The sequence below is a fragment of the Lentibacter sp. genome (genome assembly GCF_965658795.1).
Taxonomy (GTDB): domain Bacteria; phylum Pseudomonadota; class Alphaproteobacteria; order Rhodobacterales; family Rhodobacteraceae; genus Lentibacter.
Genome location: NZ_CBFHTG010000031.1, coordinates 1 through 16,931 on the forward strand (window position 1 = coordinate 1; position 16,931 = coordinate 16,931).

Here is a 16,931-nt window from a genome sequence, read left to right on the forward strand (position 1 = left end):
GCCCTAGACGTCATATGCTTGCAGGGCGCGCTTGATAAGCCTATCAAGCGCTCAAATTTAGGATGGAGTAGAGCCATGGGCTTTAAGATGGGAATTGTCGGTTTGCCGAATGTGGGTAAATCAACGTTGTTTAATGCGCTGACAAAAACGGCTGCGGCGCAGGCGGCTAACTTTCCGTTTTGTACGATCGAGCCCAATGTGGGTGAGGTCAATGTGCCTGACCGGCGGCTTTACACGCTGGCAGACATCGCAGGCTCAAAAGCGATTATTCCAGCGCGTATGACATTTGTGGATATTGCGGGCCTTGTCAAAGGCGCGAGCAAGGGGGAGGGTCTGGGCAACCAGTTCCTGGCCAATATCCGTGAGGTTGATGCTATCGCCCATGTCTTGCGGTGCTTTGAAGATGGTGACGTGACCCACGTGGAAGGGCGCGTGAACCCTGTTGAAGACGCCGAAGTCATCGAGACGGAGCTTATGCTGGCCGATCTTGAAAGTGTTGAAAAGCGCCGGGCTGGTCTTGTGCGCAAGCTCAAAGGCAATGACAAAGAAGCTGTGCAGCAAGACCGTTTGCTGGCGGAGGCGCAGGCAATGCTGGAAGAGGGCAAACCCGCGCGTCTTGTCGAGATAGATCCTGATGATGCAAAGGCATGGAAGGGCTTGCAGCTCCTCACATCCAAGAAAATTCTTTATGTCTGCAATGTGGATGAAGGCAGCGCCGCAACAGGCAATGCTCACTCTGAAGCGGTGGCGGCTATGGCCGCGGCGCAGGGCGCGGGCCATGTGATTATCTCCGCCCAAATCGAAGAAGAGATCAGCAAGCTGGAAGACGACGAAGCAGAGATGTTTCTCGACGAAATGGGGCTCGCCGAGGCAGGGCTCGACCGCCTTATTCGGGCGGGGTATGACCTTTTGCATCTGGAAACCTATTTCACAGTCGGGCCGAAAGAAGCCCGCGCCTGGACCATTCGTGAAGGTACAGGCGCACCCCAAGCGGCCGGCGTTATCCATGGTGACTTTGAAAAAGGTTTCATTCGCGCCGAAACGATTGCTTTTGACGACTTTGTGGCCAGCAACGGTGAGCAGGGCGCCAAAGAGGCCGGCAAGATGCGCGCTGAAGGTAAGTCATATGTTGTGAAAGACGGCGACGTACTGCACTTCCTGTTCAACAAGTAAGTCTTATTGACCGGCTCAAGGGAGGGCGGTGCTGTGCCTGGGTAGCGTGGCAGATTGCCCATGCTCTTCATCTGCTGTTTAAATCATCTGGTTTGTCTACGTGGTGCATATGCGCAACGTAGGCAGGCAGGCCTGTTTGAGTTTTTTGTGTATGTCTGTTAGGCTCACCACATGAAACAAGCACTGTAAGCAAATGTTTTTTCAAGTGATGGCGGGGGTCCGCTGTCACCATTTGCGCGGTGCTTCCTCTTTTGAAATTTTTACGTTCCGCCCGCGTGAGTGACTGCTCGGTTGTGTCCGAGCGTTCAAACCGCCGCTTCGGAACACGGCCAATTCAGAGCAGGACATCAAAATGACCAAGCAAGACCGTAGCCCTCTAACAGGCAGCCCCGCGACCCACCCCGACCTTGAGCCACAAAGTCTGCGCGAGGCGGCAGGGCTTTCACAAGAAGAGATGGCTGAGCTTTTGGGCATGGGAGACTATGGCTATAGCGCTTGGGAGCGCGGTGCGCGCAAACCTGGCGGGCCAGCGCTGAAGCTATTGGCGCTCATCGCGACAGACCCTGTTGCCATGGTTGCGGCACTTCGCAAGTTGTGATGTGGCTCATGCCTTGCGTGGGGCGAACACCTGCGCGGCATTTCCCTCGCGGGCGCCGAATTTGGTGATGGGGGTGGTCGGCCCTTCTTCACTATAACACGACATGCATTCAATTTTGCTAAGCTATATGAATGGTTTAGGCGGAAAATTAGGCTGTGTGAAATTGATTGAAATTTGCCCTTGTAAACCTGATCCACGCGCGGCTATACCCGTCGGCGGAGACGTGGCCGAGTGGTCGAAGGCGCTCCCCTGCTAAGGGAGTAGGCCCGGAAGGGTCTCGAGGGTTCGAATCCCTTCGTCTCCGCCACATTCAGTGTGGTGTGTAAGAACCGGCCTTTCGGCTATGATTTAAAATAAATATTTGATGGTTTGTCGCTCGGGCCCGGTTCTGGGGCGAGCCTGTATGTGTTGTTCCCGACGCATAGGCACTTGGGACAGGTCGCACGAGTTCGGATGTCATGCGTGGTTGTCTCTCCATCGACCACAAGTAGGAGATTGGCAACTTCATGCGCAACCGTGTGCTTGCAAGCCGCACAAGTAATGATGATTGTCTTGTCAGAAATTGTCTTAAGTTTGGGGGGCATTTTCTGTCTCACATCCCAGTCTGCTGGTTGCGTGTGTGCATCGGATTTGGGGTAAGTAAAACCGCTTAGTTTGGGGCTGAAGTACTTTTCTCAGGTTTTCGGACCTATACCATAGGTGGGTTCTGCATGTGGTGATGAGAGGTTTTCTTTTGGCTTAGCAGGATCTGGGGAGCGCATTAAGATGCTTTTTGTTTGGGAATGCAGCTCTGGTCTCTTCCGTCTCCAACTCATTGGGACATTGTGAATTTCAATCCAGTTTTGACCTGTTTTTCTGTGGTTTGTCACGAATGGTTGTCTTGGGTGATCGCTCCACCCTCAGTCTGTCTTTGCGGGGCATTGGAGGCAGAGATGGTTTTGAAGTTTTGGTGGCGTCCAGATGTTAGGCCGCCTAGTGTTTCCAGCGGTGGCTTGGCAGGTGGCTGGGCTTAATTCTGCGGAGGAGCCCGTTATAATGAGCGCGCATTGGCAACAGATACTTCAGGAATATTGGGGCATTGACGCCACGCTTACGCCGCTTGATGGCGAATACGATCTTAATTATTTGGCGCAAGGCGATGATGATTACGTTTTGAAAGTGATGCGCGCAGAGAGCTCTGAAGCTTTTGTTGATCTGCAGTGTCGTGCCTTTGAGCACATCAAGCGCCACGCGCCTGATGTACCTGTGCCCCCAGTTGTTCGCAGCCTGGCTGGAGATCAGTTTATCTCAGTTGTGGATGGGGCTGGAACGCTGCGCCTTGTCTGGGTGCTTGAGAAGCTGGAGGGACGTGTCTTTGCCGAGATGCTGCCTAAATCGATGGAGCTTCTTCACCAAGTCGGGCAGATTTTGGGGAGCATGGATGCCGCGCTTGCAGACTTTCACCATCCTGCTTTGGAGCGGGAGTTCAAATGGAACCTGATGCAGGCCGGTTGGATAAGAGACGCGTTCGAGTCACGGTTTTCGCCCGAGCGCTGCGCCATTTTGCGGGACATCATTGCTCAATATGACAGGATCATGCCCTCCTTGGCCCAGCTCCCTCTGGTGGCTATCCATAATGATGTGAATGATTACAATGTTTTAGTGAGTGGTTCGCTCACGCAAGCGCCGCATGTGACTGGGGTCATTGATTTGGGCGATATCTGCGCGAGCCCGCGTGTCTGCAATCTGGCGATTGCTTGCGCGTATATGGTCTTGGGCCATGAGGCGCCGGAGCAAGCTTTGGGCAGCGTCGTTTCAGCTTACCACAGCTCTAACCCTTTGACGTCCCAAGAGCTTGATCTGATTTGGCCTTTGCTTCGGATGCGCCTTGCGGTGAGTGTGGTCAACTCGGCCATGATGGCTGATGAAAACCCAGATGATCCTTATGTTGTTATTTCACAAAAGCCTGCCTGGGCGTTTCTTGAAGGCAGTTATGAAGACGAAGGGTTGATCCGCGCGCGGCTGCGTGCGGCTTGCGGGCTTCCTGTGACGGATGCTGCGCCCCGTGTTCTGGCGTGGCTTGATGCTGCGCGCGGAAGCTTTGCACCGCTCTTTGCACAAGACCTTAGCGATGCACCTATGGGGTCTCTTTCCGTCGAAAACTCCGCCAGCCCTGAAAATCCGTTTGATTTGCCGCTCGCGGAAGCTGCTGTGATTGGCGAGGAATATGATGACAATGGGCGTATTTGGCTGGGGTATTACAACGAGCCGCGTCTGATCTATACCGCGCCGTTCTTTCGGCGAGGGCCGTGGAAGGCATCCAACCGTCGGACGGTCCATATTGCGGTGGATGGCTTTACTCACGCCCAGACGGAGATTTTTGCGCCGCTTGAAGGTGTGGTGCATGTGGTTGAGAACCGCACCGCGCATCTTGATTATGGGGGGGTGGTGATCCTGCAGCATGTCACGCCTGATGGTGATCCCTTCTTCACACTCTATGGCCACCTCAATCCAGAGGTCTGCACGCGCCTCAAGGTTGGCGATACTGTTGCCAAAGGCGCGCTTTTGGCCCGTCTGGGGGATCAAACCCAGTCTGGCGGCTGGGCACCTCATGTGCACTTCCAGTTGGCTTTGACCACTGAGGGGATGGGAACAGATTGGCCGGGTGTCGCGGATCCAGACGAGATGTATCTCTGGGGGGCTATCTGCCCCAACCCAGCTGCTCTGCTCAACCTGCCTGATGAGAAGACAGGGTATGTCACGCTCGCGCAAGAGCCCGTTTTGCAGGGGCGCAAGGCGCATTTTGCCCGCAATCTCAAGTTGAGCTATGCTGAACCAGTGATGTTTCTGCGCGGTTGGAAGCACCATTTGTTTGATGCTTGGGGACGCCCCTTTCTGGACGCTTATAACAACGTGCCTCACGTGGGTCATGCACATCCGCGCATTCAGGCGGTCGCGGCTGATCAGCTCAAACGGATGAACTCCAACACGCGCTACCTTCATCCCGCACAGGTCGCTTTTGCTGAAAAGATCGTATCAAAAATGCCTTCGGGTCTGGATGTTTGCTATTTGGTAAATTCAGGATCAGAGGCCAACGAACTTGCGCTCAGGCTGGCCCGCGCGGCCAGTGGTGGGCGTGATATGATCACGCCTGATCACGGCTATCATGGCAACACCACTGGTGCGGTTGATATCTCTGCCTACAAGTTTAATGCCAAAGGTGGTGTCGGGCAGCCCGATTGGGTGCAACTGGTTGATGTGGCGGATGACTACAACGGCCGCTACCGCCGCGAGGACCCCTTGTGTGCTGAAAAATATGCAGCTCAGGTCGATGAGGCGATCGCCCGCGTTTCTGAGCGGGGCGGCAAGCTTGCGGGCTTTATTGCGGAGACGTTCCCCAGCGTTGGAGGGCAGATCATTCCTCCAAAGGGCTACTTGGCGGGCGTTTATGCCCGGATCCGTGCGGCGGGTGGCGTCTGTATTGCTGATGAGGTTCAGACAGGGCTTGGCCGCTTGGGAGCGTATTATTTCGGCTTTGAAGAGCAGCAAGTGACGCCTGATATCGTCGTGCTAGGCAAGCCGATTGGCAACGGCCATCCGATTGGTGTGGTTGTTACAACCCGGGCCATTTCAGAAGCCTTTGCCGAAGGCCCCGAGTATTTCACCACGTTTGGTGGCTCAACGCTGTCTTGTCGTATTGGCCATGAACTGCTCGATATTGTGGATGAAGAGAGGCTGATGGAAAATGCCTCAGCCATGGGCAAGCGTCTGCTTGACGGGCTGCGCGAGTTGCAGTGCCATCATGAAGTGGTTGGGGATGTGCGCGGCTATGGGCTTTTTATCGGGGTTGATCTGGTCACTGACCGACAGACGCGCCGCCCTGCAACTGAGGTCGCCGACTATGTGAAAAACAGGATGCGCGCCCATCGCATACTGCTAGGCTGTGAAGGGCCATATGATAACGTGCTAAAGATCCGCCCCCCGCTGACAATTGATGCAGAGGGGGTTGATATGATCCTTGCCAAACTGGCTGATGTTTTGCGCGAAGTTGACTGCCTGCGCGCTTAAGCGTCGCGCAAGAACATTGGCCCGCCTTTCCAGCGTGGGAAGCCAAAGGCGTTGACCATGGTCACGTCTATGTCTTCACGGCTTGCGGCGATGCCTTCCGTAAGGATGGCTGCGCCCTCGCTTTGCATGCAGCCAAGGATACGCGCCATAATGGCCTCGGCGCCAAAGCTCTGCCGCGTGATGTTTTTGCGCGCACTTTCAGCCAGGATCAACGCTTCCACCTCAGGGTTGCGCTGTGGCGTCCCATCTTCTCCGTAGAGATACCAGCCGCGGCCTGTTTTGCGGCCAAAGTTGCCTTGCTCACAGATGCGATCTGGAATGTCGACATAGCGCTCGCTTGCGGGGCGAGCTGTGGCGCGGCGCTTGCGTGCAGCCCAGCCGATATCAAGACCTGCAAGATCCTGCATTTCAAAAATACCCATCGGCATGCCGAAGTCGCGCATTGCGGTATCAACTTCATGGGGCAAGGCACCGTCTTCCAAGAGGTAATCAGCCTCGCGGCGGTAAGATGACATGATGCGGTTGGCGATGAAGCCATCGCATACGCCCGCCAGAACAGGCAGCTTGCCCAGTGATTTGGCCAGCTGAAGCGCGGTTGCCAGCACATCATCTGCCACAGTCTCAGGAACAACGATTTCGAGTAGCTTCATGATGTGGGCAGGGGAGAAGAAGTGAAGACCAACCACGCGGGAAGGGTCTTTTACGCTCGCTGCAATTTCGTTTACGTCAAGGTAGGATGTGTTTGTTGCGAGGACGGCCTCTGGCTTGCAGGCGGCCTCAAGAGCGGCAAAGACCTGTTTTTTGACGTCCATGTCTTCAAACACAGCCTCGATCACCAAATCCGCTGTGGCGAGGCTGGCATAGGTGCTTGCCGTGGTGAAGTTCTGAAGCAAGGTGTCGTGTCTGGTCTGCGAAATGAGGCCTCGCTTCAGCGAGCCACCAATAATCCCCTCAACGCGGGCGGCTCCTGCGTTGGCTGCGTCTAGGTCACGTTCCACCATGTGTACGGTGAGCCCCGCCAAAAGCGCTGCTGCGGCGATGCCTGCCCCCATGGTGCCACCGCCAACCACGCCAATATTGGCAGTGGGGCGTGGCGTGATACCTTTTGTGCGCGGCGTTTTCCCAACCGTCCGCTCGGCAAAGAAGATGTAGCGCAGTGCAGCAGACTGGGACGAGCCTTTGAGGCGCATGAAACGCTCACGCTCAAGACCCAAGGCTGTGATGCCATCATGGTCGAGCGCGTCGCGCACAGAGGCCGCGGCTTCATGAGGGGAATGTTGCCCTCGCGCTTTTGACGTCAGTTTGGCAATGGCGGTGTTCCATGTCTCTGCTGCAACGGCGGGCGCCTCACGGCTCAGCAGCGGCTTTGGCCGCGGCTGGCTGGCGGCGTCTCGGGCCATGGTGAGTGCGGCTGTGAGCAAGTCGTCTTCGGTGACAGCATCAAAGAGGCCGAGCTTGTGAGCCTCTGCGGCCCCGATGGGCTTGCCTGTAACCGCAAGGCGCGCAGCTTCCAGCGGGTCAATCAGGCGTGGCAGGCGTACTGTGCCTCCGGCTCCTGGGATCAGGCCAAGGTTGACTTCCGGCAGACCGATCTTGGCGGTGGATAGCCCCAAGCGGTGTGAGCAGGCTAGCGCAAGCTCACATCCGCCGCCCAGAGCGGTGCCATGGATCGCGGCGATCCATGGTCTTGTGGCGGCCTCGATTGCGTTCAGCAGGTCTGGCAACATCGGCTCAAGGAAAGGTTTGTCAAACTCGCGGATGTCCGCTCCGGCAACAAAGCTGCGACCGCTGCAGATGAGGACAACGGCGGCTGGCTGGCTTTTCTCGGTGGCTTGCAACGCAGCCAAAAGTCCTTGGCGCACAGCCTGAGACGCGGCGTTCACAGGTGGGTTGTCGATAGTGACAACGGCGATATCGCCATGCATTTGTGTGGTGACAACTGACATATGGGCGCTCCTCTTTCACAGCTTGCGCGACCCTGTCCCGCAGCGCTTAAAAAGTCAACCGCACGGTCGGTTATTTGCCGTAGTAGAGCGCCTGCACGTGCTCAGCTTCGGCAAAAAAGAGCCAACGCCCCGCAGCGATCCCCACAAGATGCGACAGCACAGCCACAAAGCCGATAAAGTGAGTGACGGGTAGGGCGAGCATCAAAAGCACAGGCAATACAACCCCAAGGCCAAGGGCAAAGATCCTCAGTTTAACCGCGTGTTTGCGACCAACCTGATAGGCCATTTCCTTGAGTAGATAGTTTTCGCCTGAGTGGGGTGGCTCTAGCAGACGCACTTTACCGATACGGCCAAGGCCTGTCGCTGTTTCCAGTGTGGATCCTGCGCGCCCCTTTTCATCGCCCTTGATCCAGGCCCAGACCATAAGTGCGCCGAGAATGACAAGCAAAACCGCAGCAAGCCGTGTTTGGCCCGCAAGCAATGCGCCACCGCCCAAAGCGTGCATCATAAAGACAGGTGGTGTTGTCCACATGTTCCAGCGTGGCACTGTCTTGAGCTGTGTGTAAATCATAGATGTGGTAAACACAGTGCCCAGGCAAAGCAGAGCGCCGAAGAGGCCCAGAAAGCGCAGGCGCAGGTCAAAGAAGATCAGTGCGACGGCAAAGACTGCCATTGTGAGGAGCGCCGCCACGGCTGCGATACCTTCTCGCGAGAGCCAGCTTGAGCGCCATTGGCTGAAGGCTTTTACGGCATTCTTGGGGTTGGCCAAATGTGCAACAGAGGCCAGAAGCCCGCCGACGGCAAGTGTATAGGCCAGCGCAAAAAAGACGAATGCCACCCAGCCAGACACGGGAGGCAATCCAAGGCCGAGAAAGGCAAGCAGGCCAAAGCCGAGGCCCGAAAGTGTTGTGAAGGCGATAACGGAGGGAGCGGGGTGCATCAGAGTTTCTCCAGCGCTTTATCAAGCCATGCGAACAGGCCTTTGGCATCAGTATGTTCGGGCTTTAGTGTGGCCTCGGAGGGCTGGTCTTTCAGCCGTGGCGGCAGATATTTGTTCACGGGCTTTGTGCCCAGTTCTGGCATAAGGTCCATGCCGTCACGCGCGGCAACGAGCTTTGATACATCGCTCTCAGGGTCGCCCAGGTCACCAAAGTGGCGGGCATTCGAGGGGCAGGTTCGCACGCAAGATGGGACGCGGTCTTCTTCGGGGATGTTCTCGTTATAGATACGGTCTACGCAGAGGGTACATTTTTTCATGACACCGAAAATTTCGTCAAGCTCACGTGCGCCGTAGGGGCAAGCCCAAGCGCAGAGGCCACAGCCCATGCAATCGGCCTCGTTCACGAGAACGATCCCGTCTTCCTCGCGTTTATAGCTTGCACCTGTCGGGCAAACCGTCACGCAGGGCGCGTCATCGCAATGCAGGCAGGATTTAGGGAAATGCACGGTTTGGGAACAGCCCGTTTCAGGCTGTGCTTCAAAGCTGTGCACACGGTTGAGGAAGGTGCCATGTGGCTCGGCGCCATAGGCGTCAATATCAGAGAGTGGCGCGCCGTAGTTTGACGTGTTCCACTCTTTGCAAGACACAACGCAGGCCTGACAGCCAACGCATGTGTCGAGATCAATGACGAGACCGAGTTTTTTCTCGGTTGTTTGCGGCAGGGTGGTCATGCGGCCTCCTGACAGGCTTGAGCGGCAAACAGGGCCAGCTCGGTGTTAAAGCGCTCGGGGTGTTCTGCGAAGGGCGCGTGGCCCGTTTCATCCCAGAGCGACAAGGTGCTATTGGGCAGCGCCTCTGCGGCGGCCTTGCCTACACCAGGGACGACGATGGTGTCGTTCGCGCCATGAATGACACAGGCAGGCTTTGTGAACGTGTTCCAGATCGGGCGGCAGTCAAGCGTGCCTGCAAACAGCGCGCGGCGCACCAGCGGGCTGACCAGCATGTTCGCGCCAACGAGTGTGCCATAGGTTTGGCGCGGCAAGGGCTGATGGGTACAGTCATGCACGAATTTCGCAGTTGCTCTCAGGCGGCGGGCCTGATCGGTGGTATAAAGGTCTTTGTTGAGAGCAGGGCTTCCTTCTCCCATCATCCAAGGCTCCCGGGCGTCTCCAATGGCAAGCACGCCCCCGACGGCTACAATGCCAGCCAGCGCCTCTTGACCATAGGCCGCAAGATAGGAGGCGATGACGCGTGCCCCATATGACCATCCTATAAGTATGGTTTTTTCTAGTCCCAGCTCAGTGATCACGGCGTGAATATCTTCGCCCCAGAGCCTTGTATCACTATAGGCCGCGGGGTCTTGCGGGGCGTCAGAGCTGCCGTGCCCGCGCAGATCAAGCGCAACGACACGAAAGCGCTCGGCCAAGGGTGCCTGCGCCTCCCAGCAAATTGAGTGCTGCGCCCAGCCATGGATGAACAGGAGCGCAGGTGCCTCCTGCGGGCCGTGGTCGGTGACGTGAAGCTTGAGCCCGCCACCACCGGTTACACTGTGGGTGCGCATCAGAAGTCTTCTCCGTAGCTGACGTTTTTGGGCCCTTGGCCGACAGGGCTGTCTTGAGCGGGGAGGGCTGGCTCGCTTGGCCCGCCTTTCGGGGCTTTCTCAAGCCGGACGCGCAAATCAAACCATGCTGCTTGGCCTGTGATCGGGTCTGAGTTGGCCCAGCGGAGGCCGTCGCCCTTGGGTGGCAAAAGCTCGTTGATGAGATGGTTGAGCAAGAAGCCCTGCGTGGCCTCCTGTGCATCTTCGCTCAAAGCCCAAGCGCCGCGCTTTTTGCCGATGGCGTTCCACGTCCAGATGGTCTTGCCGTTCACCCCATCCATCCGCGCGACCGGCACTTTGATGCGGGCATGGGGAGAGGTCACATAAGCCCAGTCGCCTTCTTCAAAGCCGTGTTCTTCCCACAGTGCGCCCGGAATGAACATTTTGTTCACGCCAGTGATCTGGCGGAGCCATGCATTCTGGCTGCCCCATGAGTGATACATATGCATGGGGCGCTGGGTAAGGGCATGGAGTGGGTACTCCTCCTCGGCAATCTGAGTTTCTTCAAAGGGCGCATACCAGTGGGGCAGAGGTGTCATTGTCTCGATCATGCGCGCACGCAAATGATCTGGCGGCTGTCGCTCGCCATAGCCTTCGGCGGCCAGTTGCATTTTTCGCATCGGCTCAAGGTAGAGATTAAAGACATAGGGTTGGGGCGCATCAAAGAGGCCGATCTTGACGGCCCAGTCCTGATAGGCTTGGTTCCACGGCTTATAAAACTGCGCGTCCTCAGGCAAATGGCTGATCCAGAAGCCTCCGTTGGCGATGTATTGCTCCAGCTGCGCGGTGTTTGGCGCCCCTCGGCCTTCCTCGTTTCCGTCTGTGCCTCGAAAGCCTGCCAAGGGGCCAACGCCAGCACGGCGCTCGTGGCTGACGATATAGTCGGCATAATCGGCGTATTTCTGGCTTCCGTCGTCATTTACAAAACCGGGCAAGCCGAGCCGCGCGCCAAGGTCACAGAGTGCCGACTGAAAACCTTTTACGTTGCGGTCAGGCTCCACCACAGGCCAGCGGATCGCATCGGCTGCGGCGTCTGCCTCACAAATCGGGCGGTCGAGCAGGCTGATACAGTCGTGACGCTCCAGATAGGTTGTATCTGGCAAGATGAGGTCGGCGTAAGCCACTGTTTCTGAGCTGTAGGCATCGGAGTAGATGATGTGCGGGATGACATAGTCTCCGCTTTTATCTGTGTCGGTGAGCATGTCTATCACCGAGGATGTGTTCATCGAGGAGTTCCAGGCCATATTGGCCATATACATAAACAGTGTGTCGATCTTGTACGGCACGCCTGCGTGCGCGTTGGATATCACCATATGCATGAGGCCGTGCGCACTCAGCGGATTTTCCCAAGAGAAGGCTTTATCAATACGCTTGGGCTGGCCATCCTCATCAATGAGCAAATGCTCTGGTCCCATTGGATAGCCAAGATGTGGGCCGTCTAGCGGCTGCCCAGCCTTATAGCCAGCGTGTGGCTTGGGGTGGGCCTCGGGTGGCTTGGGGTAGGGCGGCTTAAAGCGGAAGCCGCCCGGGACTTCGACAGAGCCGAGCAGGATTTGCAGAATATGCAGCGCGCGGCAGGTCTGGAAGCCATTGGAGTGCGCCGAGATACCCCGCATGGCATGGAAGCTTACGGGGCGGCCGATCATTTGCGCGTGCTTCTCGCCCTTCCAGTCGGTCCATGGTTGGTCGATCACGATTTCTTCTTCAAACGCCACGCGCGCGAGGTCCGCGGCAAGTGCTTTGATACGAGGCGCAGGGATGCCGCAGCGCTCGGCAACAGCCTCGGGCGCGTAGGTGTCGCTCATATATTGTTCAGCCAGCAGCTCAAAGGCGGGGCGATAGGTCTCGCCAGCAATACGTGTCTGGCCTGTCAGCTTTGGGCTAACGCCTTTGGCGTCATAGTCCGCCGTCTTGCCCGTGGCGCGATCCATAACCTGAGCCTTGCCGTTTTCAGCGCGCAAGAAGAGGCCTTTGTTCGGCCCGTTTTCGGCACAGTTCACAAGAAAGCCTGCGTTGGTGTAGCGGGTGAGGTAATTGAGATCGATCTGACCCGCTTTGAGCAATTCGTGGATCATCGCCATGATAAAGAGGCCGTCTGTCCCGGGGGTTATTCCGACCCAGTCATCGGCCACAGCGTTATAGCCAGAGCGCACAGGGTTCACGCCAACAATCCGCGCGCCGCGCGCTTTGAGCTTGCCAATGCCGATCTTGATGGGGTTGCTGTCGTGGTCTTCGGCTACACCAAAGATCATGAACATCTTGGTGCGGTCCCAGTCGGGCTGGCCGAACTCCCAGAAAGCGCCGCCCATTGTATAGATGCCAGCCGCAGCCATGTTCACAGAGCAAAAGCCACCGTGGGCGGCATAGTTGGGTGTTCCAAAGGCTTGCGCCCAGAGCGATGTGAAGCTTTGTGACTGGTCTCGTCCTGTAAAGAAGGCGAGCTTTTCAGGCGCGTTTTCACGAAGGGGGCGCAGCCAGCTTTCGGCCAGCGAGTAGGCTTCATCCCAGCTGATCTCTTCAAACTGGCCCGAGCCACGTGGGCCAACGCGCTTCATCGGTGCGCGCAGGCGCGAGGGCGCGTAATGCTGCATGATGCCCGCAGAGCCTTTGGCGCAAAGAACACCCTTGTTAACGGGGTGATCTTTGTTGCCCTCAATGTACTTCACCTTGCCGTCTTGCATATGGACATCGATGCCGCAGCGGCAGGCACACATATAACAGGTGGTTTTGCGGATTTCGTCAGACACGTGGGGAGAGGGGCGCGCTGGCGCCTTGTCAGATGTGATGGCCATGGCTCTTTCGTCTTTTCTGTTGTCCGCGGTTTGCACGGCCTAGGGTCTTTTCAAGATGACCGAGCCACAGCGGCGCGTCAAAGGGAAATGGCTGCCGCTTGGGTGATGGGCGATTGTTTGGGTCAAAGAAAACATTGGCTTACCCACGCTAGTGCTGATGACTGGCCTGACCTGCGTAACTCAACTGGACTTAGATGCAGCCGTTCTTTTGCGGCGCGGGCGAGACGCGCTGATGAGGGGCTTGTTGGCGAATCGTTGATTTAAGAGGTCCTGCGAATGAGTGGTGAGGGGCGAAGCCGGAGCTTTCCTCGAAGGGCGCTGCGAAAAACTGTGTTTCCGCTTTCAAAACAATGGGCTGAAAGTTTTTGGTTAATTTTGTGCTCGTGGCAAGCCGCATAAAAACAGGTGCGGGATTCCCTTTTGCGCAAAGAGTATACAAAAGTTTAAGAGAGGTATTGGGCGTAAGTCTCTGGGTGAGTTGTTTGTATATCGGCATAAAAGGTATTTTTTTGCCTAAATAATGCTCCTATTATCTTTTTTGACGTGGTTGTGCCGAAATTCCCCTTGGACTGTTTCTGTTTCTGAGTTTATCAAAAGATATCGCAACACGGTTGTTTAAGTGGTTGGCGCGAAGCCCAGTTGGTTGCGATGCGAAAGCAAACTGGGATCGCGCTTTGGTTAAAATCTGAAATATTCCCCAACAAAAAAATTATCGCCCCGCCGTGCGCGGGACATTTAAGAGTTTTGTAAAATTTAACAGGAATTGACTCAGAGCCTGCAACGGGCATACGAAAAGGCTCCACATCAAAGCGGTTTAAGTTTGCTTTGGAGGGGAAGCGCTAGGGGGATCGGCGCGTATAGTTCTGGCTTTTGACGCGGGCAAAGCTGCCAAGTTCGCGCCGTATGAAGCCAAAAGAGCAGTGCGGTGAGCCACCTTAGGGAGACAGTGTCTCCGGTGTGCCCAACGTGTTTTTCTTGGCAGTGACATTTAGTGAGTAATCTTTCGCGCGTTTGCGAAAGGTAGATTGGTAACGAGATGAACGAACGTGTTTCAAGCCGACTTGATATGACAGAGCTGCGCAGGCTGCTTGACGCATATCCCGTTGATCAAGTTTCCGGTCTTTACAGCCGCTACGGGAAACGCGCCCTGGACATTGCTCTTGTTGTCATCGCTCTTGTGCCAACTGTTCTTGTTTTGCTGCCATTGATGGCGCTGATCGCCCTTGATGGATGTGCACCGATTTATACTCAGAAACGTATTGGCAAAAATGGTCGTCACTTTCGCATGTTCAAATTGCGCACCATGGTTGCGGATGCAGATCAAATTCTCGAGGCTTATCTCGCCCGCAACCCTGAGGCACGCGCGGAATGGGATGATACCCAAAAGCTCAAGAATGACCCTCGCATAACCCTTTTCGGTAAAATTTTGCGCAAATCGTCGCTAGATGAGCTGCCTCAATTGTTGAACGTACTTTTGGGTCACATGTCTATTGTCGGGCCACGTCCCATGATGGTCGGTCAGGATAGCATTTACCCGGGCCGCGCGTATTACGAAATGCGCCCAGGGATCACAGGCTACTGGCAGATTTCTGAGCGCAACGAGACCAGCTTTTCCCAGCGCGCCCAATACGATACGGCGTATTTTAAAGACCTGTCGTTTGGTACAGATGTAAAAGTGATTTTGGGAACGCTGCGTGTTGTGGTGAGCGGGACAGGCTACTGAGCTTTGCTCAGATGCTCTTCAATCGCGACGTAAACAGCTTTTCCACCGTTTGACCCCAAGCGTCCCAGTTGAGACGGGTTTCAAAGTCGTTTCGAGAAGATCGGCGCAAATTTGCGTAGCGCTCAGGCGCGTCGATATAGTCTTCGATTAAAGCGGCATAGTCTGGCGCGCTAGCGCCCTGAGCAAGTGCATGACCACTCACGCCGTTGCGTACGGGCACGCCGCCCACTGCCATGCAGAGCGAGGGCAGGCCATAGGCCGCGGCCTCACAAAAGGCAAAGCCCCAGCTCTCAAAGCTCGGCTGCACTAAAAAATGTGCGGCACGAAACGCAGCTTCAAACTGTGCCTTCTCTTCTGGAACGGCTTTGTTCAGCGAGGACAGAACTGTCACGTATGCGTTTGTATGAAAGGACGGGGGTGTTGTCCCAATGACCGTGAGCCGTGCATCAAGGCCTTTGGCCCGCAAAAGCTGCATTGTCTCAAAGGCGATTGGCCCTCCCTTGGAAAACCAGTCGCGTCCGACAACCAAAAGCGAAACAGCTGCGCCGCGCGATATTGCAAGCGGTGTGTGTTCGGGCGGAGGGGTTTCGATGTTGGCCCCCCAAGGCACAACGGCACTTTGCGCAGGGCTTAGCCCATAGAGCGTGTCGGCTTCTTGCTTGAGCCAGTCTGAAGGCCAGAGCGCCAGATCAAGGTTTCTGTAGATCTTGCGTTCTGCTCGCAAGGTCAGGGGATCAAGGAGTTTGCGTGACGCCCACGATGAGCCGAAGCTCTGCCCCACTTCAGAGCGTTTGTAGACCGTAAAGCTGGCATCGGCGGTGAAGGCTTTGAGCATCGGGTAGGGCGTTTTCAGCCCTGCCAGAGACTGGAACGAATAAGCCCCAAACACCACGTCATAGTGTTTGGCCGCAAGCGCTTGAGTAACGGAACGCGCGATGATCTTTGAGAGCAGAAGATGCATGCGCCATCTCACCCTTAGGTTCATGCCATCAGGCAAAGCGTAGATCGCGCGGCGCACAGGCTCTGCGGCTCCCCAAGTTTGTGGCAGGATATCAACCTCCCCCACATGATCTTTCAGCGCCTGATAGATTCGCGCATTTCCGCCTGAATAGGGCTGGATGTGCTCTGGGCTGATATCGCAGAGGTAGGCGATTTTCATGAGTTCATGTCCTGCAAATGCTCTTGTTGACCTGATAGTCGAACCAGTGGGCCAGAATGCGCAGGATTGTCGGCGATAATGGGGCAAATGAGAAGAAATAAGCGACAAACATTTGTTTCGTTGCTAGAAGGTGCCAGTCTGGGTTGGGGCGCAACAGGGACGAAGAGAGTTAATGCCAAACGCACTCGCCTTACTTGCGCTTGCAAGCTGGCCGCTGGTTTCGCTGGTCTTGTTTTACAAGCTGCCAGTCGGACGGGCTGTGCTGTGGTCGCTTTTGTCTGCTTATCTCTTTTTGCCGCCACCACCTGCGCTGTTTGACTTTCCTGCTCTGCCACCATTTGACAAAGACTCGATCGCAGCTATGGCGGCTTTTGCCTTTTGCTTTTTCATGCATGGCAAGGGGCTTGTGTACCTGCCAAAGTCCAATGTGGCCAAAGGGCTCATGATCTTATTTGTGATAACGCCCATGGCGACAGTGCTCACCAATGATGAGCCGATCTTTTTTGGTCAGGTCGGACTGCCAGGGCTCAGGATCGTGGAAGGCCTCGCGCTCATGGTGCAGCAATGTATGATCCTCATGCCGTTTATCATGGCCTACAGCTTTTTGCGCACAGAGAAAGACCAGAGAGATATCCTCTTTGCCTTTGTGGCACTTGGGCTGGTTTACTCTGTATTGATGCTGACCGAAATCCGCCTGAGTCCGCAGCTTAACCTCTGGATATGGGGCTACTACCAGCATAGCTTTGACCAGCTCATCCGCTTTGGTGGCTTTCGCCCTATTGTGTTTCTCTATCACGGCCTTTGGGTGGCCCTCTTTGCGATGATGATGTTGGGCTGTGCGGTTGCGCTGTTTCGGCATTCAAAGGGCAAATCCAAACTCTGGTATGGCGGGGTCAGCGCCTATTTTGCGGTGATCATGATCTTGTGTAAGTCGGTTGCGTCTATCGCCTACG

Annotated in this window: 10 protein-coding genes, 1 tRNA gene and 1 pseudogene; 6 read left to right on the forward strand and 6 right to left on the reverse strand. The window is 55.9% G+C overall.

The annotated features are described in order from the left end of the window. The first annotated feature begins 75 nt into the window (after positions 1-75). From ychF to ACTG3X_RS14090, 4 genes are all read left to right on the forward strand, one after another. Complete coding sequence (ychF, locus tag ACTG3X_RS14075; RefSeq protein WP_439111913.1) at positions 76-1,173, forward strand: redox-regulated ATPase YchF; 1,098 nt, start codon at positions 76-78, stop codon at positions 1,171-1,173. A gap of 352 nt (positions 1,174-1,525) precedes the next feature. After that, on the forward strand, positions 1,526-1,771 hold the full coding sequence (locus ACTG3X_RS14080) for a helix-turn-helix domain-containing protein (protein WP_439111914.1): 246 nt from the start codon (positions 1,526-1,528) through the stop codon (positions 1,769-1,771). 217 nt (positions 1,772-1,988) lie between these two features. Beyond that, positions 1,989-2,078 (forward strand) — tRNA-Ser (locus ACTG3X_RS14085). 725 nt (positions 2,079-2,803) lie between these two features. After that, positions 2,804-5,818 (forward strand): aminotransferase class III-fold pyridoxal phosphate-dependent enzyme, encoded by a 3,015-nt coding sequence (locus ACTG3X_RS14090; RefSeq protein ID WP_439111922.1) that lies wholly within the window; start codon positions 2,804-2,806, stop codon positions 5,816-5,818. Here ACTG3X_RS14090 and ACTG3X_RS14095 read toward each other — a convergent pair. The 5 genes from ACTG3X_RS14095 to ACTG3X_RS14115 all read right to left on the reverse strand — a co-directional run bounded on the left by ACTG3X_RS14095 (position 5,815) and on the right by ACTG3X_RS14115 (position 13,096). Continuing rightward, the gene (locus tag ACTG3X_RS14095; protein WP_439111915.1) at positions 5,815-7,764 is read right to left on the reverse strand and encodes a 3-hydroxyacyl-CoA dehydrogenase NAD-binding domain-containing protein; all 1,950 of its coding nucleotides are present in this window, start codon (positions 7,762-7,764) and stop codon (positions 5,815-5,817) included. The two genes, ACTG3X_RS14090 and ACTG3X_RS14095, sit on opposite strands and share 4 nt — an antisense overlap. Positions 7,765-7,834: 70 nt before the next feature. Further along, positions 7,835-8,704: a dimethyl sulfoxide reductase anchor subunit family protein gene (locus tag ACTG3X_RS14100; protein ID WP_439111916.1), complete on the reverse strand. Its 870-nt coding sequence runs from the start codon at positions 8,702-8,704 to the stop codon at positions 7,835-7,837. After that, entirely contained in the window at positions 8,704-9,435 is a 732-nt protein-coding gene (locus tag ACTG3X_RS14105) for a 4Fe-4S dicluster domain-containing protein (RefSeq protein ID WP_439111917.1), read from the reverse strand. Before ACTG3X_RS14105 ends, ACTG3X_RS14100 begins: the two co-directional genes overlap by 1 nt. Then, positions 9,432-10,265, reverse strand: a complete 834-nt coding sequence (locus ACTG3X_RS14110; protein ID WP_439111918.1) for an alpha/beta fold hydrolase — start codon at positions 10,263-10,265, stop codon at positions 9,432-9,434. Before ACTG3X_RS14110 ends, ACTG3X_RS14105 begins: the two co-directional genes overlap by 4 nt. Further along, positions 10,265-13,096, reverse strand: coding sequence for a molybdopterin-dependent oxidoreductase (locus ACTG3X_RS14115; protein ID WP_439111919.1), 2,832 nt, complete (start codon positions 13,094-13,096; stop codon positions 10,265-10,267). Before ACTG3X_RS14115 ends, ACTG3X_RS14110 begins: the two co-directional genes overlap by 1 nt. Positions 13,097-14,132: 1,036 nt before the next feature. Between ACTG3X_RS14115 and ACTG3X_RS14120 the strand changes: the two genes are divergently transcribed. Next, positions 14,133-14,819 carry a sugar transferase gene (locus ACTG3X_RS14120; RefSeq protein WP_439111920.1) on the forward strand — a complete coding sequence of 229 codons (687 nt, stop codon included), beginning with the start codon at positions 14,133-14,135 and terminating at the stop codon, positions 14,817-14,819. A gap of 7 nt (positions 14,820-14,826) precedes the next feature. Here the strand turns inward: ACTG3X_RS14120 and ACTG3X_RS14125 are convergent, their stop codons facing one another. Beyond that, positions 14,827-15,978 (reverse strand): glycosyltransferase family 4 protein, encoded by a 1,152-nt coding sequence (locus tag ACTG3X_RS14125; protein WP_439111921.1) that lies wholly within the window; start codon positions 15,976-15,978, stop codon positions 14,827-14,829. A 172-nt stretch (positions 15,979-16,150) separates the two neighbouring features. Between ACTG3X_RS14125 and ACTG3X_RS14130 the strand changes: the two are divergent. Next, positions 16,151-16,931: pseudogene (locus ACTG3X_RS14130) on the forward strand (hypothetical protein); the annotation flags it as partial.